General features: G+C 52.8%; 26 protein-coding genes. 6 read left to right on the plus strand and 20 right to left on the minus strand.

Annotated elements, in window-relative coordinates; genetic code table 11:
• Positions 1-86 precede the first annotated feature (86 nt).
• The 7 genes from trmD to trhA form a co-directional block, all read right to left on the minus strand.
• Positions 87-905 (minus strand): tRNA (guanosine(37)-N1)-methyltransferase TrmD, encoded by an 819-nt coding sequence (gene trmD, locus GYMC10_RS20890; RefSeq protein WP_041622027.1) that lies wholly within the window; start codon positions 903-905, stop codon positions 87-89.
• 3 nt (positions 906-908) lie between these two features.
• The gene (gene rimM, locus GYMC10_RS20895) at positions 909-1,430 is read right to left on the minus strand and encodes a ribosome maturation factor RimM (RefSeq protein WP_009594996.1); all 522 of its coding nucleotides are present in this window, start codon (positions 1,428-1,430) and stop codon (positions 909-911) included.
• A gap of 112 nt (positions 1,431-1,542) precedes the next feature.
• Positions 1,543-1,773, minus strand: coding sequence for a KH domain-containing protein (locus GYMC10_RS20900; protein ID WP_006211360.1), 231 nt, complete (start codon positions 1,771-1,773; stop codon positions 1,543-1,545).
• Positions 1,774-1,794: 21 nt separating this feature from the next.
• Positions 1,795-2,067, minus strand: a complete 273-nt coding sequence (gene rpsP, locus GYMC10_RS20905) for a 30S ribosomal protein S16 (protein WP_006211361.1) — start codon at positions 2,065-2,067, stop codon at positions 1,795-1,797.
• Between the two features lie 48 nt (positions 2,068-2,115).
• Positions 2,116-3,498, minus strand: coding sequence for a signal recognition particle protein (gene ffh, locus GYMC10_RS20910; RefSeq protein ID WP_015736360.1), 1,383 nt, complete (start codon positions 3,496-3,498; stop codon positions 2,116-2,118).
• A 21-nt stretch (positions 3,499-3,519) separates the two neighbouring features.
• Positions 3,520-3,876 (minus strand): putative DNA-binding protein, encoded by a 357-nt coding sequence (locus GYMC10_RS20915; RefSeq protein ID WP_009594991.1) that lies wholly within the window; start codon positions 3,874-3,876, stop codon positions 3,520-3,522.
• A 137-nt stretch (positions 3,877-4,013) separates the two neighbouring features.
• A complete protein-coding gene (gene trhA / locus GYMC10_RS20920) occupies positions 4,014-4,661 on the minus strand; it encodes a PAQR family membrane homeostasis protein TrhA (protein ID WP_015736361.1) in 648 nt (215 codons plus the stop codon).
• Positions 4,662-5,118: 457 nt separating this feature from the next.
• Here trhA and GYMC10_RS20925 point away from each other — a divergent pair, with 457 nt between their 5' ends.
• The 5 genes from GYMC10_RS20925 to GYMC10_RS20945 all read left to right on the plus strand — a co-directional run bounded on the left by GYMC10_RS20925 (position 5,119) and on the right by GYMC10_RS20945 (position 8,958).
• Positions 5,119-6,147 (plus strand): glycosyltransferase, encoded by a 1,029-nt coding sequence (locus GYMC10_RS20925; protein WP_015736362.1) that lies wholly within the window; start codon positions 5,119-5,121, stop codon positions 6,145-6,147.
• Complete coding sequence (locus GYMC10_RS20930; protein ID WP_015736363.1) at positions 6,144-7,316, plus strand: glycosyltransferase family 2 protein; 1,173 nt, start codon at positions 6,144-6,146, stop codon at positions 7,314-7,316. Before GYMC10_RS20925 ends, GYMC10_RS20930 begins: the two co-directional genes overlap by 4 nt.
• A gap of 24 nt (positions 7,317-7,340) precedes the next feature.
• Complete coding sequence (locus GYMC10_RS20935) at positions 7,341-8,351, plus strand: polysaccharide pyruvyl transferase family protein (protein ID WP_015736364.1); 1,011 nt, start codon at positions 7,341-7,343, stop codon at positions 8,349-8,351.
• Between the two features lie 13 nt (positions 8,352-8,364).
• A complete protein-coding gene (locus GYMC10_RS20940) occupies positions 8,365-8,691 on the plus strand; it encodes a hypothetical protein (RefSeq protein ID WP_260871388.1) in 327 nt (108 codons plus the stop codon).
• 63 nt (positions 8,692-8,754) lie between these two features.
• The gene (locus GYMC10_RS20945; RefSeq protein ID WP_015736366.1) at positions 8,755-8,958 is read left to right on the plus strand and encodes a hypothetical protein; all 204 of its coding nucleotides are present in this window, start codon (positions 8,755-8,757) and stop codon (positions 8,956-8,958) included.
• Between the two features lie 97 nt (positions 8,959-9,055).
• Here the strand turns inward: GYMC10_RS20945 and ftsY are convergent, their stop codons facing one another.
• The 12 genes from ftsY to GYMC10_RS21005 all read right to left on the minus strand — a co-directional run bounded on the left by ftsY (position 9,056) and on the right by GYMC10_RS21005 (position 21,595).
• The gene (gene ftsY, locus GYMC10_RS20950; protein WP_015736367.1) at positions 9,056-10,057 is read right to left on the minus strand and encodes a signal recognition particle-docking protein FtsY; all 1,002 of its coding nucleotides are present in this window, start codon (positions 10,055-10,057) and stop codon (positions 9,056-9,058) included.
• 27 nt (positions 10,058-10,084) lie between these two features.
• Complete coding sequence (gene smc / locus GYMC10_RS20955) at positions 10,085-13,654, minus strand: chromosome segregation protein SMC (RefSeq protein ID WP_015736368.1); 3,570 nt, start codon at positions 13,652-13,654, stop codon at positions 10,085-10,087.
• 207 nt (positions 13,655-13,861) lie between these two features.
• Positions 13,862-14,560, minus strand: a complete 699-nt coding sequence (rnc, locus tag GYMC10_RS20960; protein ID WP_036663972.1) for a ribonuclease III — start codon at positions 14,558-14,560, stop codon at positions 13,862-13,864.
• 12 nt (positions 14,561-14,572) lie between these two features.
• Positions 14,573-15,811: a beta-ketoacyl-ACP synthase II gene (fabF, locus tag GYMC10_RS20965; RefSeq protein WP_015736369.1), complete on the minus strand. Its 1,239-nt coding sequence runs from the start codon at positions 15,809-15,811 to the stop codon at positions 14,573-14,575.
• A 158-nt stretch (positions 15,812-15,969) separates the two neighbouring features.
• Positions 15,970-16,203, minus strand: a complete 234-nt coding sequence (gene acpP, locus GYMC10_RS20970; RefSeq protein ID WP_006211375.1) for an acyl carrier protein — start codon at positions 16,201-16,203, stop codon at positions 15,970-15,972.
• A gap of 110 nt (positions 16,204-16,313) precedes the next feature.
• Positions 16,314-17,063, minus strand: coding sequence for a 3-oxoacyl-[acyl-carrier-protein] reductase (gene fabG, locus GYMC10_RS20975; RefSeq protein WP_009594984.1), 750 nt, complete (start codon positions 17,061-17,063; stop codon positions 16,314-16,316).
• 45 nt (positions 17,064-17,108) lie between these two features.
• Positions 17,109-18,041 (minus strand): ACP S-malonyltransferase, encoded by a 933-nt coding sequence (fabD, locus tag GYMC10_RS20980; RefSeq protein WP_015736370.1) that lies wholly within the window; start codon positions 18,039-18,041, stop codon positions 17,109-17,111.
• A 51-nt stretch (positions 18,042-18,092) separates the two neighbouring features.
• On the minus strand, positions 18,093-19,082 hold the full coding sequence (locus GYMC10_RS20985; protein WP_015736371.1) for a beta-ketoacyl-ACP synthase III: 990 nt from the start codon (positions 19,080-19,082) through the stop codon (positions 18,093-18,095).
• Positions 19,083-19,090: 8 nt separating this feature from the next.
• Positions 19,091-20,077, minus strand: coding sequence for a phosphate acyltransferase PlsX (plsX, locus tag GYMC10_RS20990; protein WP_015736372.1), 987 nt, complete (start codon positions 20,075-20,077; stop codon positions 19,091-19,093).
• Positions 20,078-20,101: 24 nt separating this feature from the next.
• Positions 20,102-20,713: a transcription factor FapR gene (gene fapR, locus GYMC10_RS20995; RefSeq protein ID WP_015736373.1), complete on the minus strand. Its 612-nt coding sequence runs from the start codon at positions 20,711-20,713 to the stop codon at positions 20,102-20,104.
• Positions 20,714-20,855: 142 nt separating this feature from the next.
• Positions 20,856-21,029 carry a 50S ribosomal protein L32 gene (rpmF, locus tag GYMC10_RS21000; RefSeq protein ID WP_006211382.1) on the minus strand — a complete coding sequence of 58 codons (174 nt, stop codon included), beginning with the start codon at positions 21,027-21,029 and terminating at the stop codon, positions 20,856-20,858.
• A 53-nt stretch (positions 21,030-21,082) separates the two neighbouring features.
• Complete coding sequence (locus GYMC10_RS21005; protein ID WP_015736374.1) at positions 21,083-21,595, minus strand: YceD family protein; 513 nt, start codon at positions 21,593-21,595, stop codon at positions 21,083-21,085.
• 198 nt (positions 21,596-21,793) lie between these two features.
• Here GYMC10_RS21005 and GYMC10_RS21010 point away from each other — a divergent pair, with 198 nt between their 5' ends.
• Positions 21,794-23,035, plus strand: a complete 1,242-nt coding sequence (locus GYMC10_RS21010; protein ID WP_015736375.1) for a nucleotidyltransferase — start codon at positions 21,794-21,796, stop codon at positions 23,033-23,035.
• Here the strand turns inward: GYMC10_RS21010 and GYMC10_RS21015 are convergent.
• Positions 23,025-24,065, minus strand: a complete 1,041-nt coding sequence (locus GYMC10_RS21015; RefSeq protein WP_015736376.1) for a SepM family pheromone-processing serine protease — start codon at positions 24,063-24,065, stop codon at positions 23,025-23,027. The two genes, GYMC10_RS21010 and GYMC10_RS21015, sit on opposite strands and share 11 nt — an antisense overlap.
• Between the last annotated feature and the right edge of the window lie 10 nt (positions 24,066-24,075).

Consider the following 24,075-nt stretch of genomic DNA (forward strand, 5'->3'; position numbering starts at 1 on the left):
GTTCGATATCTTACAGTTGAGCCGCAACAAAAAAAGAGAAGGCCCATTTACGAGAAGTCCTCTCTTTTCGTCATCCGTTATTCGTTTCATTTTGCCTTGCCGCTTTGGGCACGTAATTTCTCAAGATACACCATATCCTGTTTCGAAAGCTCCAGTTCCTCCAACAATTCAGGGCGTCTTTCCCATGTCCGTTTAAGCGCTTGTTCACGGCGCCATACATCGATATTCGCATGATGACCGCTTAGCAAAATATCCGGCACTTTCCAGCCGCGGAACTCCGCCGGACGTGTATAGTGCGGGTATTCCAGCAGGCCTGTACTGAATGAATCCGTCACCGCGGAGGTTTCATTCCCAAGTACACCCGGCAGCAATCGGACGACGGAATCGATGACCACCATGGCCGGCAGCTCTCCGCCGGTAAGTACGTAATCTCCGATGGATAACTCATCCGTCACGAGAAACTCGCGGATTCGTTCATCGTAACCTTCGTAATGCCCGCATATAAACACCAGATGCTCTTCTTGAGACAGCTCTTCCGCCTTCTTCTGCGTAAAAGTCTCTCCTTGCGGGCACATCAGAATGACTCGCGGAGGCTTGGCTGCGCCGGTGATTTCCGCCAAAATCTCTCCAGCAGGGTGAGCTCCCTCCCCATGATTCGAAATCTCATTCGGATCCGAAGCGAGGATGTCCTCTACCGCAGCAAAAATCGGGTCCGGTTTTAACACCATTCCGCCACCGCCGCCATATGGCGTATCGTCGACCTGCCCATGCTTGTTCCCGGCATACTGGCGGAAGTTGATGGCATTCAGGTTCACGATTTCTTTCTCGGCCGCTTTACCCAGAATGCTCGAATGGAACACGCCATCAAACATTTCGGGAAACAGCGTCAACACATCAATCCGCATGGACTATAACAACCCTTCCATAAGATGCACGCGGACAAGCTTCGATTCCTTGTCGACATCCAGTACGACATCCGGTATGGCCGGGAGAAGAATTTCTTTTCCCTTAGGCGTTTTGACAACCCATACGTCATTGGCGCCTGGCGTCAAAATCTCGGAAATCGTGCCAAGCTCCTCAGCCGGTTCCTCATCCGTCATCACCTTGCAACCAATGATCTCGTGGAAATAGTACTCGTTCTCCGGAAGCTCCTCCTGAAGATCCTCGGTGATTTTCAGCAGCGAGCCCTTATATTTTTCAGCCTCGTTAATCCCATGAAGCTCCTTGAATTTCAGGACATACATGTTTTTATGAAAGCGGGATGTTTCAACCGTTACTTCAATCTTATTCCCTTTGTCGGGAACGATATACAGCTTGCTCTTCGCGGCAAAACGCTGGTCGGCAAAATCCGTATGCGGCATGACCTTAACTTCGCCGCGAATGCCGTGCGTGTTCACGATTTTGCCTACGGTATACAACTTTTCAGACATGGTCTTCCTCCTGCATCACTTAATGAACGTTCTAAGCTGGTATGACCGGCTGATTTCTTCAGCATGTACGAAAAAGGGCTAGGACATGCATCCTAACCCCCTTTCGTATATTTTAAGAAATGATATCAACGGTCACCCGTTTATCCATTTTAACTGCCGCCGATGTAACGACTGTACGCAATGATTTGGCGATACGCCCTTGTTTGCCTATGACCTTCCCGACATCGTCAGGATGCACGTACAGTTCATATACAATCAAGTGCTCCTTCTCAACGGTTTTCACAGTCACATCTTCTGGATGATCCACTAAAGCCTTAGCAATAACGCGAACTAATTCTTCCATAGATAACCCTCGCGATCAGTCTTATTTCTGATGCTTCAGCTCATGAAACTTCTTCATTACGCCCGCTTTGCTAAGCAAGTTGCGAACCGTGTCAGATGCTTGCGCACCATTTTGAAGCCAGTTCAGTGCTTTCTCTTCATCGATCTTAACTTCAGCCGGTTGAGCAACCGGATTGTAATAACCGATTTCCTCGATAAAACGGCCGTCACGTGGGGAACGGGAATCAGAAACCACCACGCGGTAGAAAGGAGCCTTGTGAGCACCCATACGTTTCAGACGAATACGTACTGCCATTTGAAAATTCACCTCCTTCAAAAAATGTCCATCCGATATAACCGGGGCTTAACGGAACGGAAACTTCATGCCTTTCCCGCCGGTCAGGCCCTTCAGCTGCTTCAAAGCCTTATTCTTGCCGCCTTTAGGACCCATCATATCCGAGAACTGTTTCATCACGCGGCGCATTTCGTCAAACTGCTTGATGAGCCGGTTCACTTCAGCCAGCGAGGTTCCGCTCCCGGCCGCAATCCGTTTACGACGGTTGTGATTGATAATGTCAGGCTGCTGCTTCTCCGCCGTTGTCATGGAGTGGACGATAGCCTCGATGCGTCCCATCTGCTTCTCGTCAACCTTGAGATCCTTGGCTTGCTTCATCTTGCCCATGCCTGGAATCATATCCATCAGCTGATCCAGAGGACCGAGCTTCTTCACCTGATCCATCTGCTCCAGGAAATCCTCAAACGTAAATTCGGCATTGCGCATTTTACGTTCCATTTCCTTGGCCTTGTCCGCATCAATGTTCGATTGTGCTTTCTCGATAAGAGACAGCATATCGCCCATGCCGAGGATCCGCGATGCCATCCGTTCCGGATGGAACGGCTCGAGCGCATCAATCTTCTCCCCGAGCGCCGCAAATTTAATCGGACAACCGGTAACGGCCTTAACCGAGAGGGCAGCACCGCCTCGGGTGTCACCGTCCAGCTTCGTCAGCACGACGCCCGTGAGCGTCAGCTGCTGGTTGAAGCTTTCCGCGACATTCACCGCATCCTGACCCGTCATCGCATCAACGACAAGCAGGACTTCATCAGGATTCACCACGCTGTGGATCTGCTTCAATTCTTCCATCAGCTCTTCATCGACATGCAGCCGGCCGGCGGTATCGATAATGACATAATCGTGGCCGTTATCTTTGGCATGCTGCAGGCCCTGCTTCGCGATTTCAACCGGGCTTGTCTTGTCTCCTAAGGAGAATACCGGCACATTGATCTGATTGCCGAGCACTTCGAGCTGCTTGATCGCAGCGGGGCGATAGATGTCGCCTGCCACGAGCAGCGGTTTGCTGTTCTGCTTCTGAAGCAGCTTAGCCAGCTTGCCCGAGGTCGTTGTCTTACCGGCACCTTGCAAACCGGCCATCATAATGACCGTCGGCGGCTTATTGCTCTTCGCCAGCTTGGCTTGGCTTCCCCCCATCAACTCCGTCAGCTCTTTGTTAACGATGTCGATGATCACCATGCCGGGCGTAAAGCTGTCCATCACTTCCTTGCCGATGGCCTTCTCTTTTACTTTGGATACGAAATCCTTAACCACTTTGAAGTTAACGTCGGCTTCCAGAAGCGCGAGTCTAACTTCACGCATGGCGGCTGTTACATCTTCTTCGGACACCTTGCCTTTACCACGAAGCTTGCTGAACACATTCTGTAGTCTGCTGGTCAATCCTTCAAACGCCATATCCGCCACCTCCGTTCATACTTAATCCCATACTTTTAATCGTTCGACCATATCGGTCATTACATGCTTATCATGTTCGTCCAGGTCGCTAGTCTCCACCATTTCCCGAAACTTATCCAGCTCTCGGACACGCGCCTCATGCTTGCTCAGGAGTCCCAGCTTCTCTTCATAAGACTCGAGCACCTGCTCTGCGCGCTTAATATGCTCATAGACGGCCTGACGACTAATCTCAAATTCGCCGGCGATTTCACCCAGGGAAAAATCGTCATGGAAATAATATTTCAAAAAGGTCTGCTGTTTCTCTGTCAGCAGCTGCTCATAGAAATCGAACAGCAAATTGATCCGGTTCGTCTTCTCGAGCCGATTCTCCTGACTCATTTAAGGGCACCCCCTCGTCAAGGAAAAACACTTTACAGTTCGCTTAACGAACCTTATCATACAAAAAACGAAGAAGGATGTCAAGCCATTTCCCTTGTCATCCTTCATCATGCGCAGATAGCCGTCTTCCCAGCGGTTCAACCGATAGGCAGAAGGTAAATCAGTATCGCAAAAAAGTGGAGAATCGAGCCTGCCAGCACAAACAAATGCCAGATGGCATGATGGTACGGGAAGCCTCTCCATACATAGAAAATGGTACCCAGCGTGTACAGCACGCCGCCAAGAACAAGCAAATTCATGCCTTGAGGCGCGACTACCGCCGTTAACGGATTCCAGGCAATGACGATCAGCCAGCCCATCGCAATGTAGAAAATCGTGGAGAGGAACAGAAACTTTTTGACAAAAAACGCTTTAAATACGACGCCGAACAGCGCGATGCCCCATACGATTCCGAAGAGACTCCAGCCCAGCGGCCCCCGGATGGCGACCAACAGGAACGGCGTATAGGTCCCCGCGATAAACAAATAAATGGAAGAGTGGTCCATGAACTCAAAGAAATCCTTGGCTTTCCCGTCCCTCAAGCCGTGAACGAGCGTTGAGCTCAAATAGAGCAGAAGCATCGTGGATCCGTAGATCGTAAAGCTCACAACATGCCAGGCCGTGCCCTTCAAGCTTGAAAAAACGATCAGGAGCACCAGCGCGGCAACGCTTAGCGCGGCTCCTATGCCATGCGTTATTGCGTTCGCTATCTCTTCTCTGCGCGGATAAGTGTAAGTATTGGCCATAACAGTATCCTTTCGCTTGAAATCTTATAGAGCTTCTTCAAAAAGTCATCATCTACCTTCATCCAACTGAAGCGTTTTGAATAAACGCACATCGGAAGCATAAGCTTCGGTGCTGAACACCTGACTTTTTGAACCCGACTTATACTTCATTATAAGCTCTGCCGGCATGCAAAATCCAGCGGACCCCCATATCGGCTTCTTTGCGGTAGGGACGCGTTCCGAACACAACAAGAACCTTCTTGGAATTCACGAACCATCACTCTCCCTCTTTTTATATGAAAAGACAGGATTGAAAACGTCATATTTTAAGCAATATATGGGAAGCTGATAGATTCGTTCCGGCCAGGGGAAAGCTTGTAGAAATCAACCATTTTTCAGCGATTCGGCGCATTCGTCCAATTCTATGAAGCTAGCAACGCATATATTATCCCGAGTACAAAAGAAAGGAGGAAACCTCTTGGCTGTCATCATTTATCCGAGAACGATGAACTGGTCGTACATGAAACAGAGACCGCAGCAGCTTATGGCGCAATTGGGCTCGCTTGGTCATCAGGTTTTCTTCGAAAACCTGGCCCCGCTCGATAAGGAGTTTAAAGAAATTGAACCGAATGTGTATCTGTTCACCGATACCAAAACGTTTCTGCACAAAAAGCTGCCTGCCCTCCGCAAAGAACATCCCATTGTCGTCTGGACCACCTGGTCTAAGCTCCGGACGCGCATTTCCACGCTTTTCAAGCCCGATATTACGATCTACGACTGCTGTGACGAATTTCCGCATTGGGCTAAATATGAACCGAAAATGATTGATGAGGCTGACCATGTCGTGTGTACCGCAGAGGTGATCCACACCCGGTTGTCCCTGGCTTATCCGGATAAACCGCTCACCTTGATCCCGAATGGAGCTGACTCTTCATTTTTTCATATTCCATACAGCGAAAGACCCGCCGATCTCCCTCCGGGTCCTGTTGTTGCTTATATCGGAGCCTGGGCATATTGGGTGGACCATGAGCTGTTCGCTAAGGCCGCCCTTCGGTTTCCGAACGTCCAATTCGTTTCCATTGGTGCTCCTTACGGCAGCTCCGGCGATTATTCGAAGCTACCGAACGTGCATATTCTCGGGGAAAAGCCGCACCAGGAGCTGAAGCGTTACCTTACTCATATCGACGTTGCATTGATTCCCTTCCAATACCATCCGATTACGCTCGCTACCAATCCGGTCAAAGCATACGAGTATATGGCTTCCGGCGTCCGGGTGCTGTCGACGGCACTTCCGGAATGCATTGCCATGGAGCCGCACGTCACCACAGCGACGACCCATGATGATTTCTTGGGCAAGCTGGCAGCCATGCTGGATCGCCCCGATTCAGCAGAGCACAAGCTCGCCCGGATAGCCTACGCCAGAGAGAACCGCTGGGTTGAACGCGGATTGAAAGCCGATCAAGTGATCCGGCAAGCCATCATGGACAAAAGCATGAATGCCCAGTGATCCCTTACGCCACGATCCGTACGCAGCCGTTCGGCTATAGGTCCACCGATGCCGCATCTTATCGTGAGCGGGTCATTCAGGAAGTATCAGGGACAGACCGCGAGTGGATTTTATGGAGCTGCAGTTTGTCGTTTACCCATCGGGGATCGTCGGCTCCGGTCCCAATGCCGCTTCATATACCGGACCATGTCGTCTGTATATGTATGAGCGGTGCCCCGATCTATTGGAGAAGAGCCTGGCTGCTTGCCGCCCTCGCCCGCTGGAATGACAAGCTTCCCGCTGTCAGATTTCTGCCTTATGATCTCCTGCCAGTCGATTCCAGCCTAACGTTACATCTGAAAGCTGCGCATCACCCACCGTATCAAAAGGAGCTGGAGTATATTCTCCCCATACTGTCTGCAACACGGAGGCAAGATAGCGCCGCTGGCCCCGAAGGGGCTTTATCTTCCAAACCGCCTCAGCAGCCAGAAGTCTCCATTCTCATGAGCATTTATAACATGAAGGACACTTTAGGCTGGAGCATTCGTTCCGTATTGGCGCAAACGAACGAAAACTGGGAGCTCTTAATCGGCGATGACGGCTCGGAGGACGAAAGTCTGAAGGAAGCCTGCGCTTTTCATGACGGTCGAATACGGGTGATAACACAATCGCGTAACCGAGGAAAGGCGATCATGATGAATCGCCTGCTTACGGAAGCAAAAGGTCACTATATTCTGGAATTGGATGGGGATGATTGGCTGGCACCCGAAACGGTTGCTCTCCTATCCAAGGCGCTTGACAAAAATCCGGACGGGCTGATCGCCACGGGCAGATACGGATGCTGGGAACGAACCCGGCAGCTCGGTCCGTTATGGAGAAGGAATGTTGACTCCGGCAAGCTATATTCGATATACTCTCCGTCCTTCAATCGATCGCATGAACACGACCACCCGCTCGTTCCCCGAATGTACCGCAAATCTTCCCTGGTCGCCGTTGATGGCTGGCGGAATCGCGAGGATCGTTTCGGACGCATCTTCGAAGATATCGATGTGACCGCACGCGTTCTTAAACAAAGTTCGCCGATCTGTGTGGATGCGCTGTTGTATCATCGCGTCGTTTATGGCAGCAGCACCAGCCAACGAAGCCGCAGCCTCTACGAAGCCTGGTATCAGCAAACCATGCAGGGTTAGCGATTGAAAAGGAGGTGATACGTCATGCATATTGCCGCTTCCGGCTACTATGGAATGGGAAACTTCGGCGATGATTTGTTTCTTCACACCCTTCGACAAGTATTCCACGAACACCACGTCTATCCTTGGAATTCCCGACTGGATCCCCGTCAGACGGATGCCTTTATCATCGGCGGTGGCGATTTGATTACACCTTACTCGTTCAATTCGTATTACTTCCCTCCGCAGCTCAAAGGACAGCCTACCTGGGTCTACGGCGTCGGCATCGTCGATGCCTATCCGGAACACACCTGGCCTGAGGAGCAGGTATCCGCCTACCGGGAGATGATCTCCCAGGCAAAACGCGCAGTGTTCCGGGATGAGCGATCGTCGGCCATCGCCAAGCGGGCTGGCTTTCACCGAAACGTCGAAACGGCCCCAGATATGGTATTCGGCTACCGTCAGCCCGACATCCCGGTAAAACGATTCTCGAAGCGTCCAACGATTGGCGTTGTTGTGTTTTCCTATGAATCATTTCCGATGGACAACATGACCAAACTGCTGGCACATCTTATCGCCAAAGGCTATCATGCCGTTCTTATCCCGGTCATTCATCATCCGGGCAACCCGTACTCCGATTACAACACATGCCTGCAGTTACAGCAAAAGGTAAGGGAGCTAACGCCCGGCGCTTCCATTGAAACGCTGCCGTTTCTCATGGATATTGAGCTCACCTACAGTTTCATACAATCCGTGGACTATCTGATCTCGTTCAAGCTTCATCCTTCGCTGGCCGCTTTACGCGGAGGCAAACCCGTACTGGCGCTCAGCACCATGGGCAAAGTGCACAGCCTGCTGAGCTCTTTTCATCTCGGCCAATACTTTACGGATTACCGTCAGCCGCTTGATGCGCTGGTGGATAGAACCGAGAGCTTCCTTAAATACGGCCCTGGTCACGTGCAGCAGATGATGCCGCTGATCCGGGCAGCCGAGAAAAAAAGCACAGCCTCGCTCCTCGATTTAAAGAATCACATCGAAGAGCACAACCGTTGGTAATACAGAAAGGAGAATGAGTATGTGTTGCTTCCTGTTCTGCAGAAAGCTTGCCGGACGAGTAAAAAAACTAACGCGGCAGGTCGAGCTTCTAAGCCAGGAAACCAGTCAATTAACCGTTAAGGTGGAATCGCTGGAGAGCCAGGTGCTCACGGGGCTAACCATTAATCCGGAACTGACTCAGTATTTCGAAGTCCGCACCGGTCAACAGGTTAGAGTAAGCACAACGTTTGTCACCTTGGAGGGGATCGTTTTGGCCACCGCCGAAGACGGCGTTCAGCTTCGTGAAGCATCCGGTGACCTTGTGCTGATTCCATTCGCCAATATTACTTCCGTTCAGTAATCCCGCTTAGGGATGCTGAAGATCAGCTCCAAACTTTCATTTACGGCAAGGAGGTTAACCGATATGCGCTACGTGGATTGGCTTCAAGGATTTATCGGCTCGGAAACCGAAGTAACCGTGTCGGGAGATGTCATCATCGGCACGCTGAACAAAGTGGGCGAGGGAACCATCACCTTAAAAGTACCGCCGATCATCTATGGCCCGCCAACCGATACCGCCATCATCCCGCTTCGCTCGATTGAATTCGTTCGAATCGTCTCTTCATAAGAATATGTATGCATGGCTCTTGGACCTAACAGAACATGAAAAAGGACCGAAAGTATATCTTTCGGTCCTATCTTATACATATTCGACTATGCATGTTCTAGTCTTGTTGTTCTACAGCATTCTCTTCTTCTTTAATCAAACCCGCAAAGAGAGCATGCACAAACTGCTCCGAATCGAAGGTCTGGAGATCACCCATCTTCTCCCCCAAGCCCACCAGCTTCACCGGCAAATTCAGCTCTTGACGGATCGCGATGACGATTCCGCCCTTAGCCGTACCATCGAGCTTGGTTAACACGAGGCCGGTCACGCCACTCTTCTCGCCAAACAGCTTCGCCTGGCTCAGCGCATTCTGTCCTGTCGTCGCGTCAAGGACCATCAGCACCTCGTGCGGGGCACTTGGAATTTCGCGTTGAATGACGCGGAAGATTTTGTTCAGCTCTTCCATCAGATTCGTTTTGTTCTGAAGGCGTCCCGCCGTATCGCAGAGCAGGACATCCGCCTGCCGCTGCTTGGCAGCTTGAACCGCATCAAACATGACGGCTGCCGGGTCTGAGCCGGGCTGCTGTTTAATGACTTCTACGCCAACCCGCTCTCCCCATACCTCCAGCTGCTCGATCGCACCGGCCCGGAAGGTGTCTCCCGCTGCGAGCAAAACCTTCTTGCCCTCCTGCTTGTAACGATGCGCCAGCTTGCCAATCGTTGTTGTTTTGCCGACTCCGTTAACGCCCACGAACAAGATGACCGTAATACCGTCCGGATTCTCCCGCAGCTCGTTGCTGCTGTCATCCCGGAGAAGTCCCATCAACTTCTCGGACAATACCGGCTGCAAATCGGCAGCGTCTTCGATCCGCCGTTTTTTCACCTCGGCACGAAGATCGTCCATCAGATCCATCACCGTATTGACGCCGACGTCAGCGCCAATCAGAATCTCCTCCAATTCCTCGTAGAACTCCTCATCGATCTTTTTCCGGCGAATCACCAGGTCCGATACTTTCTCGATAAACCCCTTCCGGGTTTTCTCCAATCCGTCGCGGAACTGTTTTGTTACGTTTTCCGTTTTGCTGGAAATGCTCTCTTTTAACCTCTTAAAAAAGCTCATACGTACCCTCCATGTCGTTATGTTAAATTAGGCAATCTCCGCTTCCTCATTCTCAAGCTTGACGGATACCAGCTTCGACACGCCGCCTTCCTCCATCGTGACGCCGTACAGCACGTCCGCCTCTTCCATCGTTCCTTTGCGGTGGGTGACCACAATAAACTGCGTTTGTTCAGAGAATTCGCGCAGATACTGGGCAAATCGTACCACGTTCGCTTCATCTAGCGCTGCTTCGACTTCATCAAGCACGCAGAACGGAACCGGCTTCACCTGCAAAATGGCAAACAGCAGCGCCATAGCCGTTAATGCGCGTTCTCCGCCTGAGAGAAGCTGCAGATTCTGCAGCTTCTTGCCTGGAGGCTGGGCGACGATATCGATCCCCGTCTCAAGCAAACGTTCCGGATCGATCAGGATCAGGTCGGCTCGTCCTCCTCCGAACAGCTTCGTAAACACCGTGCCGAACTCGCGCCGGATGGCATCGAAGGTCTGCTTGAAGCGCTTGGACATTTCATCGTCCATTTCCTTAATGACTTGGTAGAGCGTCGTTTTTGCTTCCACCAGATCCGCCTTCTGCTCGCTCAGGAAGAGGTATCTCTCATTGACGCGCTGGTATTCTTCTATGGCCCCAAGATTGACGTCCCCCAGGGAAGTGATCGACCGCTTCAAATCACGCACTTCGTTCTGAGCGGTCGTGATGTCTTCCGGAATCGGATACCGCTGCTTGGCAAGCTCGTAGCTCAGCTCATAGTCCTCGCTTAACTTCTTCAATATATTTTCAAGCTCGACATCGAGCCGGTTTACCCCAATCTCGGTCTGGCGCAGCTGATCATCCACGGACCGCAGCTGGGTGCGCTGTTCCTTGGTTTCGCTCTCTTCCAGCTCCAGCTTCCGGCTTAGCGCGCTGCGTGCCGCCCGTTTGAATTCAAGCTGCTGCGTGGCTTCTTCCTTCTTCAGCTTGTACTGGTTCAGATCCTCGATCTGCTTCACGCTCTCGCTTTCGTTCTGACTTAGGTCTGCTTGAACAGAGGCCAGCATCGTGCGGTTCTGCTTCTGTTCCTTCTCATGGTTGTCCACATCCGACTGAAGGCGCTTGAGCTGCTCCTCCAGCGAGAAGGTTTCCTGATCCAGCTTTCCTTCGCGAACCTTGAGGTTCGTCAGCTGACTCTGAAGCTCTTCCTTGGCCGATTCATTGGCTTTCCGGGCAAACTCTGCAGCTTGGATGGCCAGATGGGTCGATTTCTCTTCCTCCTCCAGCTCAGACAGCAGCTTCTGCGCGCGTTCACGGCTTTGCTGAATTTCCTTGGCTTCCTTCTCTTGACTGCTCTTCTCTTCGCCTGCCAGCTCGGCTTGCTCGAGGACGTGCCGCAGCTCATGCTCAAGCTGCTTGCGGTCGCCCGCAGCCTGCTGTTCCTCGATCCGTTTGTCGTCTCCGGCTTTGCGAAGCTCGTCCAGCTTATCCTGAGATTCAATCATTTGATTCCGAACGCCTTCAATGCCCTGCTGGAGCTTCTCCAGCTGCTTCTCGGTTTCCGAAATTTCCTGATCGAGCTGCTCCAGCTGCCGTTTGCGCCCCAGCAGGCTGTTTGTTTTCTTATGCTGACTGCCACCTGTCATGGAGCCGCCTGCATTAACGACGTCTCCCTCTAGGGTGACTACTCGGAATCGATAGGAGAATCTAGCCGCAATCTTATTCGCTTGCTCCAGGGTCTCGGCGATAACGACATTGCCAAGCAGACTGCCGACGATGTTGCTGTATCTGGAATCATACTTCACCAGCTCGGAGCCAAACCCTACGAACCCGGCCTCCCCTTCCGCCAAGTGCCGGTCGGATGCCGATACGTTCCTTGGACGAATAACGTCCAAAGGCAGAAATGTCGCACGGCCTAACTGGCGCTGCTTCAGGAAGGAAATCGCCTGCCTCGACACGGATTCGTTCTCCATGACGATATGCTGAACCGACGCGCCAAGGGCGGTCTCCATCGCAAGCTCGAGCTTTTCCGGCACGCGAATAAGCTCGGCCACCGCACCATGGACGCCATGGAGCACGGATTTGCGCGAAGCCTTCAGCACTTCCTTAACGCCCAGCATAAATCCGTCAAAATCGTCCTGAAGCTCTTTCATGGTATCGCGCCGTGAAATTTGCGCTTCCCGCTTCTGCTCCCATTTCCGAAGGGCTCCCTGCGTCTCCTCCTGCAGTTTCTGCAGGGATTGATACCGCTCGCTTTCGCTGATGTAACCGCTGCGAAGGTCCGCAATTTCTTTGCCGAAACGTTCAATGCTTCGATCGATGCTATCTTTGCGACGAAGCAGATCTTCTTTCAGGGCTTCCCATTTGCCGGATTCCTCCTGCGCGCGGTTCATCCGCCGGTCGAGCGCTTCCTGCTGCTGGTCCGCATACCGGATTTCATTCCGCGCCTGCGCCATTTGGTTCATAAGCTCCAGCAAATTCCCCTTCAAGCTCTCTTCCTGCTGCTGGCTGATACCGCCGGTTACGCCAACCAGCTTCGCTTCTTCCGCCGACAGCTGATCCCGAACCTGGGTAAGCTCCTGCTGCAGATCCTGCAGCTTGCTCTTCATTCTCGCGAGCTCGCCTACTCGCTCTTCCAGACGATGATCGCCCGAGTGCAAGCTTTCTTCCAGCTGCTCGCGCGTACGTTCCAGGTTGCGGCGGCGTTCCTTGAGCACCTCGCCATAACCCTCGCTCTTCTCGAACAGCTCACTGAATTGAAGCAGCTGACTTTGCAGATCCTCAACTTCCTGCTCCAGCTGGCGAAGGGCCGATCGGTCACTCTCCAGCTTGGCATCATGCGCGGATACTACGGTGGATAAGGCAAGCTGCTCTTCCTTCAGCTGTTCAAGCTTGGCATTAGCCTCGCTCCATGAGGTATGTATCTGTTCGATCTGATACACATACAGCGAAATTTCCTTGTGCTTCAGCTCCTCCCGGAGCTCCTTGTAGCGAATCGCCTTCTCGGACTGCTCTTTGAGTGGTCCGATCTGATCCTCCAGCTCGGTGACCAAATCATGGATGCGAAGCAGATTTTGCTCCGTTTCATCCAGCTTGCGCACAGACTCTTTTTTACGAGACTTATATTTAACGATCCCGGAAGCTTCCTCAAAAATCCCCCGGCGATCTTCTGATCGTGTACTCAGAATTTCTTCAATGCGGCCTTGTCCAATGATGGAATAGGCTTCTTTGCCGATCCCGGTGTCCATGAACAGCTCTGTTATATCTTTCAACCGGCAGGACTGCCTGTTAATGAAATACTCGCTGTCCCCGCTGCGGTGCACCCGTCTGGTTACGGTCACCTCGTTAAAATCCAGCGGCAGCACATGGTCCTCATTGTCCAGCGTAAGGGAAACCTCCCCATAATTGACCGCTTTACGCGCATCGCTTCCCGCAAAGATAATGTCCTCCATCTTGCCTCCGCGGAGGGATTTAGCGCTTTGCTCGCCAAGCACCCAGCGGATCCCGTCGGAAATATTGCTCTTGCCGCTGCCATTCGGACCTACAACGGCCGTGATTCCTCGGACAAACTCCATCTCCGTCTTGTCGGCAAACGATTTAAATCCTGCTAACTCGATCCGTTTCAAAAACATATTCGAACTATCACCTCTCCTGCTATTGTACCACAAGTAGAATCGGCTTCACCGCCGTCTTTGGACGAGGCCCATCAACGTTATAAGCAGCTGTCCCCTTTAACAAAAGACAGACAACGAAAAGAGCAAAAAACAGTCATCCTATCCGGGTCCGGTCATCCGCTTGACTGCTCTTTGCTCTTTGTTTGTCATCACATCAGCGAAGCTTTAGGCATCCGCACGTTTCAGCTGCTTTAAGGCTACCGCCGCTGCCTGCTGCTCGGCTTCTTTCTTGGATCTGCCGCTTCCGCGTCCAAGACATTCGCTTCCCATGTATACCTCCGAGACAAACTCCCGCTCATGCGCCGGTCCTCGCTCTTCTACGATACGATATTCCAGTGCGCCCATGCCGTGATGCTGGGTCAGTTCCTGAAGCTCGGTCTTATAATCGCTCATCTGCGGTCGACCGTTGACGGTCACCGTAGGGAAGACGTGGTCGCTCAAAAACCGGCGAACCGCTTCCAATCCCTGATCCAGATAAAGCGCCCCCACAAATGATTCGAATACGTCCGCAAGAAGAGCCGGGCGGGTTCGACCGCCCGTCATTTCCTCTCCTTTGCCTAGCAGAACGTAACGTCCAAAGTCCAGACTTACAGCAAATTGCACCAGGGAGGGCTCGCATACGATAGCGGCCCGCAGCTTGGTTAACTCGCCTTCCGGACGGTCCGGAAAAAGGTTGTACAAGAATTCGCTGACCGTCAGTTCCAGAACAGCGTCTCCGAGAAATTCAAGTCGCTCGTTGTCCTGGCTCTGACTGAAGCGATGCTCGTTTACATAAGATGCGTGGGTAAAGGCCTGCTTCAGCAGCATTGCATTGCGAAACTGGATTTGAAGTTTATGCTGTAACTGCTTCAGATCTCCACTCAACACACTGTCCCCTTACTCGGCGTATTTTTTCAGGATAATCGTGGCATTATGCCCGCCAAACCCGAACGAATTGGACATCACGACATCCAAATCGGCTTTACGCGGGTGATTCGGCACGTAATCCAGATCGCACTCCGGATCCTGATCCTCCAGGTTAATCGTCGGTGCAATGGTCTGGTTCTTCAAGCTCAATCCGCAGATAACCGCCTCGACACCGCCGGCGGCCCCAAGCAAGTGACCTGTCATCGACTTGGTCGAGCTCACGGCTACTTTGTATGCATGGTCGCCAAGAGCCATCTTTACGGCCTTCGTTTCCGAGCGGTCACCCACCGGCGTAGAAGTCCCGTGAGCATTAATGTAATCCACGTCTTCCGGCGCAATGCCTGCGTCGCGGATCGCCATCTTCATGCAGCGGGCTGCCCCGTCCGGATCCGGCTCGGTAATGTGATGGGCATCGGCGCTAAGGCCGTAACCAACCACCTCGGCGTAGATCTTGGCTCCGCGTTTCAACGCGTGCTCAAGGGATTCGATGACGAGCACGCCGGCACCTTCACCCATGACAAAACCGTCGCGGCCGGTATCGAATGGCCGGCTGGCCTTCTCCGGCTCGTCATTGCGGGTCGACATTGCGCGCATAGCGCAGAAACCAGCCATCCCCGTCGGACGAATGGTCGCCTCCGCCCCGCCGCAGATCATGACGTCGGCATCGCCGCGCTGAATCAGGCGATAGGAATCGCCGATCGAATGCGTTCCGGTAGCACAAGCCGTCACTTGGGTGGTGTTCGGCCCTTTGGCTCCCAGATTGATGGACATTTGGCCTGAGGCCATGTTGGCGATCATCATCGGAATAAAGAAGGGGCTTACACGTTTCGGGCCTTTTTCCAGCAGGATGTTATGCTGATCCTCCCAGGTTCCCAAACCGCCGATACCCGATCCGATGGAAACGCCGACCCGCTCTGCATCGGCATTCACGCCGATATCAAGACCGCTGTCCTCCAGCGCCTTCGAACCAGCCGCCACAGCTAGCTGCACAAATCGGTCCATTTTGCGGGCTTCCTTGCGGTCCATGTAATCCTCCGGGTTGAAATCCTTCATGGACGCAGCGATCTGCGTGGTGTAATCACTCACGTCAAACGCTTCGATGCGGGATACCCCGGACTTGCCTTCCATCAAACTGTTCCAGAATGTATCAAGATCTTGACCAAGCGAGGTCATGACTCCCATTCCTGTTACAACGACTCTTTGTTTCAAACAGACTCACCTCTATGTGGACTGCCCGTCCATCTATGAAACCGTAAGGACTCAAGATGAAACAAGGCAGCAATAATCTATCACTTGTTAGAACTAAAGCTTTGATTGAATGTGGAGAAGTCCCGCCTTGCTAAAGAACGGGACTTAACTGTAATGACTTAGGTATGAGATTGTATGTAGTTTACAACTTCACCTACGGTCGTAATTTTCTCCGCATCTTCATCAGAGATCTCCATATCAAACTCATCTTCCAACTCCATCACCAATTCAACTACATCGAGAGAATCAGCTCCAAGGTCGTCTTTGAAAGATGCTTCTAATGTTACGTCGGCTTCGTCAACACCCAGGCGGTCGATAACGATGCGTTTTACGCGTTCCAATACATCGGACATCCGGCTCACCTCCTCTTGGTCATTATACGAGATATGACTTCAAATTGCCATAGAAGGCATTTGAAAACGATTTAGCGCCCGGCGCGTCAAGCGCCGGAACAGCAGCGGCTCTACATGTACATGCCGCCATCCACATGCAGCACCTGTCCAGTCATATAAGATGCGCTGGAAGATGCTAGAAAAGTCACCACGCCGGCAATCTCTTCCGGCTGGCCAAGACGGGCCAGCGGAATTCCGCCAAGCAGGCCTTCGCGCATGTCCTCGGGAAGTTCACGGGTCATGTCGGTATCGATAAATCCTGGCGCTACCGCATTTACCGTAATGCCACGGGAAGCCAGCTCCCTCGCGGCTGATTTGGTCAGGCCGATGACGCCGGCTTTGGCCGCGACATAATTGGCCTGTCCCGGATTGCCAAGCGCTCCGACAACGGAGGATATGTTGATAATGCGTCCATAGCGCTGCTTCATCATGGGACGCGTCACCGCTTTGAGGCAATTGAATACCCCTTTCAGATTCGTTTCGATCACCTGATCGAACTCCTCTTCCTTCATGCGCATGATTAGATTATCTCTAGTAATCCCCGCATTATTCACCAAGATATCAATTCGACCAAAAGTCTCTAACACCTGCTTAACCATCGCATCGGCTTCCTCGGTCCGTCCGACGTTGGATTTAACCGCGATCGCCGAAACGCCCTTTGCGCGAATCGCCTCCACAACCTCGGTTGCGGCCGCTTCGCTTCCTGCGTAATTGACAGCAACGTTCGCGCCAAGATCGGCAAGTGCGAGGGCAATGCTCCGGCCGATTCCTCGGGAAGCACCCGTAACAAGCGCAGTCTGTCCTTTTAGAGCTTCACTCATACCTGTTCCTCCTTTCCAGAGTGATCCGGTTGCATCAAAAGCTGTTTAAACGACCGTCTCCAAACTATTGACGCTCTCCAGACTATTCACATTAATGACTTTGACGGATTTGTCAATTTTCTTGATCAAACCGCTGAGAACGCTGCCGGGACCAATCTCTACGAAGGTGTCCACGCCTTGAGCGATCATCCACTCCACGCTGTCATGCCACAGCACAGGGGAATAGACCTGCTCCACCAGCAAACCGCGGATGGCAGCCGCATCTTCCACCGGACGCGCCGTCACGTTGGCAACCACCGGTACGGAAGGTGCGTTGAATGAAGCCTGCTCCAGTTTGCCGGCCAGACGCTCAGCCGCCTCCTTCATTAAGGAAGAATGGAAGGGGCCGCTGACTTCCAGCGGGATGGCCCGCTTGCCGCCGGCTTCCTTGACTCTTTCTGCAGCAGCTGCAACGCCTTGAGCCGAACCGGAGATGACGATTTGCCCCGGGCAGTTCATGTTCGCAAGCTCTACGACATGCCCCTCTGCCGAAATGCCCTTGCACAGCTCGGCCAGGGCCTCCCTGTCTGCGCCGAGAACGGCTGCCATGGCGCCTTGTCCTCCGGGAACGGCGGCTTCCATGTATTCGCCGCGTGCTCTAACGATCGACACGGCTTCTTCGAACGAGAGCACGCCTGCGCACACAAGCGCACTGTACTCGCCCAGGGAATGGCCCGCAACGTAATCCGGCACGATTCCTTTGCCGCGAATGGCTTCCAGATAAGCCATGCTGGTTGCGAGCAGAGCCGGCTGCGTGTTGACGGTTTGCTTCAAATCTTCATCAGGGCCATTAAAAATAATGGAGCTGAGCGGAAATCCAAGCTGAGCATCCGCGGTTAGAAATAAATCGCGTGCGGAAGGAACCGCATCATAGGCGTCTTTTCCCATTCCGACGGACTGAGCGCCCTGACCCGGAAATATAAATGCTGTTTTACCCAAAATCGTTGGCTCCCTTCTCTTCTTTCACTAGTCCTGTTAAATCCATTCGGTTTACCAGATGAGTACGGAGGAACCCCATGTCAATCCGCCCCCAAAACCAACCATCAGCACCTTGTCCCCTTCTTTCAGGCGGCCGGACTCCTGGGCTTCCACGAGCGCCAGCGGCACGGAAGCGGCCGAGGTGTTGGCATACTTGTCAACATTGATGACGACCTTCTCCTCCGGAAGCTCCAATCGCTCCATGGCCGACTTGATAATCCGGATGTTCGCTTGATGAGGAACGAATAAATCAATATCTTTTTTGTCGATGCCTGCTTTGGATAAGACGGCTTCCGTGGCAGTGCCCATGACCCGCACCGCAAACTTGAACACTTCGCGGCCGTTCATGTAAATGTAGTGTTTGTTGGTGTTAATCGTTTCAGCGGACGCCGGCAATCTCGAGCCGCCTGCCTCGATATGCAGATGGGCCCCGCCCGCGCCTTCCGCGCCCAGATCAAACGCCTGGAATCCGCGGCCTTCCGGCACTTCGCCGACGATCGCCGCTCCGGCGCCGTCACCGAACAGGACGCAGGTGTTGCGGTCGGTATAGTCGGTAATCCGGGACAAGCAGTCCACCCCGATAACCAGGGCGTTGTTGTACATGCCCGTTTTCACGAAGTTGGTGGCAGTGGCCAGGCCGTATACAAATCCCGAGCAGGCCGCGGACAGGTCAAATGCCGCTGCTTTCTTGGCTCCAAGCCGATCCTGGAGCAAACAAGCGGTCGATGGAAAGAACATATCCGGCGTAATGGTCGCCACAATAATCAATTCCAGATCCTCAGCCTGCATGCCGGCGGATTTCAACGCATTCACAGCAGCGTGATAAGCCAAATCCGAAGTCGCTTCGTTCGGCGCGGCAATATGCCGCTCGCGGATCCCCGTCATCGAGACGATCCATTCGTCGCTAGTATCTACCATTTTCTCTAAATCGCTATTGGATAAAATCTTTTCAGGCACGTATTTGCCTGTGCCAATAATACCGACCGGACGCAAATTGTTCATTTCCTCACTCACTTCCCGCTGATTTCATTCGAAATACTCTCTACCAACCGGTTCTGCAGCGCCGTACGCGCTTGACGAACCCCATTCTTGATGGCGTTCGCATCCGACGAACCGTGGCTCTTGACAACCAGGCCGCCCAGACCAAGCAGCGGCGCACCGCCGTGCTCCTTATAATCGAGCGTCGATTTCAAGCTGCGAAGCTCCGGCATCATCAATGCGGCCGCCATCTTGGTCTTAAGGGACTTGCCGAACTGCTCCTTCAACAGCGAAAAGAGTGCACCGGCTGTTCCTTCAATCGATTTTAACAGAATATTGCCCGAGAACCCGTCGCAGACGAGCACGTCGCAAACGCCGTTCATCACATCGCGCGACTCCACATTGCCAACAAAATGAATAGGCAATTCCTCAAGCAACGGATATGCGTGCTTCGTCAATTCATTGCCCTTGCCCGGCTCGGTGCCGACATTTAACAGCCCGACGCGAGGTTTGGCGATACCGTGCACCTTCTCGCGATACAGGCTGCCCATCAGCGCATACTGCTGTAAATGCTCCGGCTTCGAGTCCATATTCGCTCCGAGGTCCAAGGCGAGCATCCCCTTGCCGTCGAGCGTCGGAATCATAGGGGCCAGCGCAGGGCGCTCAATCCCTTTCATCCTGCCCACGACGAGCAATCCGGTCGTCATGAGCGCTCCCGTGTTGCCCGCCGAGATCATGGCATCCGCTTCGCCTTCCCGAATCATCCGCCCCGCCACGACCATCGACGCATCCTTCTTCCGGCGAACGGCCTTAACCGGCTCATCCTCCGCTTCGATGACTTCGCTCGCATGAACCACCTTCAGATTGGACGGCTTGTCCTTCAGAAGGGCTCCAATCCGGGCCTCATCCCCGACGAGGATGATCTCGGTGTCGCTCCATTCCCGTGCGGCAATCAGCGCGCCGTCGACGTTGCTCTGGGGGGCATTGTCCCCGCCCATCGCATCAACCACAATTCTCATGCCAAATTTCCTCCCTCACTTATGTCATTCTCCTGCAGATCGGTAGATTACGAAATTCCCCTGAAACACCATTTCATCAGCGACATAAGTAAACACTTCCACCTTGGCCTTCCCCTTCTGGCCGGCAATGGACCTGACGTAGGCTTTGGCAATGCATTTCTCGCCGAGGCGCACCTGTCTCAAAAACCGTATATCCGCTGAAGACGTCAATGCGATTTCTTCATTGATCACGGCAATGGCAAGCGAATTGGCCTGAGCGAACACATAATGTCCGCGGGCAATCCGCGTTTTGCTGAAAACATGTTCCTCACGGATTTCAAATATCGATATTCCGCTCTTGTCCAACTGCAGGTCAACGACATCCCCGATCACCTCTTCGAGCGACAAGGAACGGACCTGGTCATAGGAATGCTCCGCCATCTGCTTCATTCGCTCGCGGAGCTCCGGGATGCCCAGTTCCATACGGTCAAGGCGTATCGTTTGAATGCTTACTTTAAGCTGGCGAGTCAACTCGCGGTCCGTAACAAAGGGATTCTCGTCGATCAGCTGAATCAGCCGCTGGTGACGGTCTTTCTTGGATAAACGATCGATGACGAAACAACTCCTTCTGCCGCTATGGTAGCCGCCAATCTTCAAACATACTTATATGTAAATTAGTCGCAAATATTAGAACCTGGTACTAATGTTAAGTATAAATCATGTCACGTTAAAAAGAAAGAGGGACTTGAGACAAAAAAAATAGCACCTCACCAAAGATGAAGTACTACTTATTTAGAAACTATTGTTTGATGATCTCTCTTGCTTTATACGTTCCGCACACTTTACATACGCGATGAGCAAGCTTCAATTCACCACATTGCTCGCATTTCACCATGCCTGGCACAGCCAGCTTAAAATGAGTACGACGCTTGTCACGACGTGTTTTGGACGTTCTACGTTGAGGTACTGCCATGTTCCCACCTCCTTATCAATTCAACCCGCTGAACACGGGTGCCATATCCATCATCATTTAAAGAAGTCCTTCAGTCCGGCTAGCCTAGGATCGATCACTTCCGTATCGCAGTCGCAGGTGCCTTCATTCAGGTCCTTGCCGCAATTCGGGCAGAGTCCCTTGCAGTCGGCTTTGCAAACCGGAGCTAGCGGCAGGTGGAGCAGAAATGCTTCTTCTACATAGGGAGTGAGATCCACACTCTCACCCTGCACGTATGTAGTATCGTCATCCTCATCCTGAACAACAGATTCAGGATCTTCCACCGGCTGGAATACTTCATGAAAAGGGATGTGCACATGCTCGCTGATCGGCTTCAGGCAGCGGGAGCAATTCATCTCCAGCTCGCCTTGCAATCGTCCGCGAACATCCACCGAACCGGTAACCGACGGAGTTGCTTTCAAATCCACGTCTAATGGCTTAACCGCAACAATATCCTTCCGGTCCTTAATGGCATTGCTTACATCCACGGTTTGATGGAACTGTAACGGTTGATCGCTGGTTGTCAATTTACGAAATTGAATTAGCATATCCATCACTCCAAACAAACAAAGATTATTATACCGATTCCCAGAGAGTTTTGTCAACAGGATAACCCTAACAACCTCTATATTGTTACCCGATATTTCTCTTCATACTACCAGAATTATAACACTCCCGGGAGGGGCGCTTATTGTTGCAGGAACGTCATGCAATTATGTTATATTCTAATCAAGGAGTTGAAACGAATGAAAACGGTTGGCATAGTTGTTGAATATAATCCCTTACATAACGGTCATGTACTGCATTATCGCAGTTCCAAAGAAGTATCAGGGGCAGATGCCGTCGTCGCGGTGATGAGCGGTCCGTTTCTCCAGCGCGGCGAACCTGCCATCGCTAGCAAGCGCGCTCGGGCGGAAATGGCCCTTGCCATGGGAGTTGACCTGTGCCTCGAGCTGCCGGTAACCTATGCCGTGCAGCCTGCGGAATGGTTCGCGTTCGGTGCGGTAGCCATTCTGGAAGCTACGGGCGTCGTGGATTGCCTTTCCTTCGGATCCGAAAGCGGGACGCTGGAGCAAATCCTGCCGTTGTCCCGTTCGCTCGCAAACGAATCCGGCGAGCTTCGATCCGAAATCGAAAAGCGCCTCCGGGAAGGCATGAACTTCCCATCTGCCTACGGCGCTGCCGCCGCTGTCCTTTTCGGTGAATCCGGTCCTGCAACGGCAACGGCAGAGCTGCAAGAGCTGCTCACGCAGCCGAACAACTCCCTGGGGCTGCACTATCTGATCGCACTCCAGCGCCTGGGCAGCCGCATTACGCCCTATACCATTCCAAGAGTAAGCGCACATTACCACGATCCGCTGCCGGGAACGTCATCCATTGCCAGCGCAACCGCCATCCGGAACATGATTCTGTCACAAGGCTTGGAAGCCGCCAGACCCTATATGCCGGAATTCACGTACGACATCATGGAACGGGAAATCAAGAGCGGACTAGCTCCGGTCCATTGGGAGCAGTTTCGCCAGCCGCTGTTCCAAGCCCTGCTCACGCATACACCCGCTCAGCTTGAAAGCTTCCTCGAAGTAACCGAGGGCTTGGAGCATCGTGTTCAGCGCTCGCTATCGCAGCTGGAACAGCCGACGGTTGACGCCCTTCTGGAAGCCTTGAAGACCAAGCGCTATACGCGTACCAAGCTTCAACGCATGCTGATGCACATCATGCTGAATCATGACAAGGCATCGATGAATCGTGAAGAGCTCGCCAAAGGTCCGGGATATATCCGGGTCCTCGGCTTCAGCGAGACGGGGCGTTCGCTGCTGAAACGAATGAAGCGAAGCGCTTCACTCCCCGTCATTCATCAGCCGGCTAAGCTGGAGCATCCTCAGCTGGAGCGTGACTTGGCGGCAGCCGCCGTCTATGCTAACGGGCAACCTAGGCCCCAAATCCGAAACTACTACAGCGATTACCTGCTGCCGCCGCTCACCCCTTAGGCGGCAGCTCCTCCAAATAATCCACGGCATCCTGCAGGTCCTCGACCGGGATCAGCTTCATATCCGTTTTGATCCGGTCCGCGCGCTTCTTGGCTTCATCATAATTTTTTTGAGGCACAAAAAAGATATCGGCTTCCTTCCGGTCGGCAGCCACGATCTTGTGCTTCACGCCGCCAATGGGGCCAACGGCGCCTGATTTATCGATGGTACCCGTTCCGGCTACCCGGTAACCCTTGCTTAAATCCCCGTCGGTAAGCTGATTATAGATCTCAAGGGTGAAGATCAGTCCGGCTGACGGTCCTCCGATGTTGGTATCCGCAAAGTGAATGGTGTGATCGGGATCGGCCGGCGCCACATTCTGCATCGTGGCAATCATGACGCCTAATCCCGGACGCTCCGCGCCGGTCTTCTCATCCTTAATGCTTACAAGCTTTACCTGTTCCTTCACGGTTTTTCCTTTGCGTTCAAGCTCCACGGAAACCTCTTCTCCGATGCTCTTCCCGCTTAACAGGCTGGCAATCTTCTCATTATCCTCTGCAGGCTGCCCATCGATCTTGATCAATTTATCGCCAGGCCGAAAATGCTCGGCATTGGCCGAATTCTCGGAGATCGACATCACGAATACGTAAGCGGGCTCGATGCTGTAATCGATTCCTGCCTCCTGATAAGCGGCTTCCATCGCTGAAGACTGCGAAGAGTTCATATAATACACTTGCGTGGCCGCATACTCGTCCTTGCTCTGATCGCCCATCTTTTCGGCCTTCTTCACGACCTCTGCATTAGGATTAAACGCTGACAGCATTAACAAAGCCATATTGGCATAGCTTGCCGACACGGTAGTCATCATGAACGTACCCTCTTCCGCCGGATCGCCCTTCTCGACATTGATCATGGGGCGAACCTCTTCGGCACTCCCGGGCTGGTATACAAGATAAGGGGTCGGCATATAAACGACAACGTACAGCATGACCCCGACCAGCAACAAATACAGCGCAATTTTTAAGCCATTCGGTTTTACAGACTTCTTCATGGTTTTCCTT

This window comes from Paenibacillus sp. Y412MC10 (assembly GCF_000024685.1).
GTDB lineage: Bacteria > Bacillota > Bacilli > Paenibacillales > Paenibacillaceae > Paenibacillus_AQ > Paenibacillus_AQ lautus_A.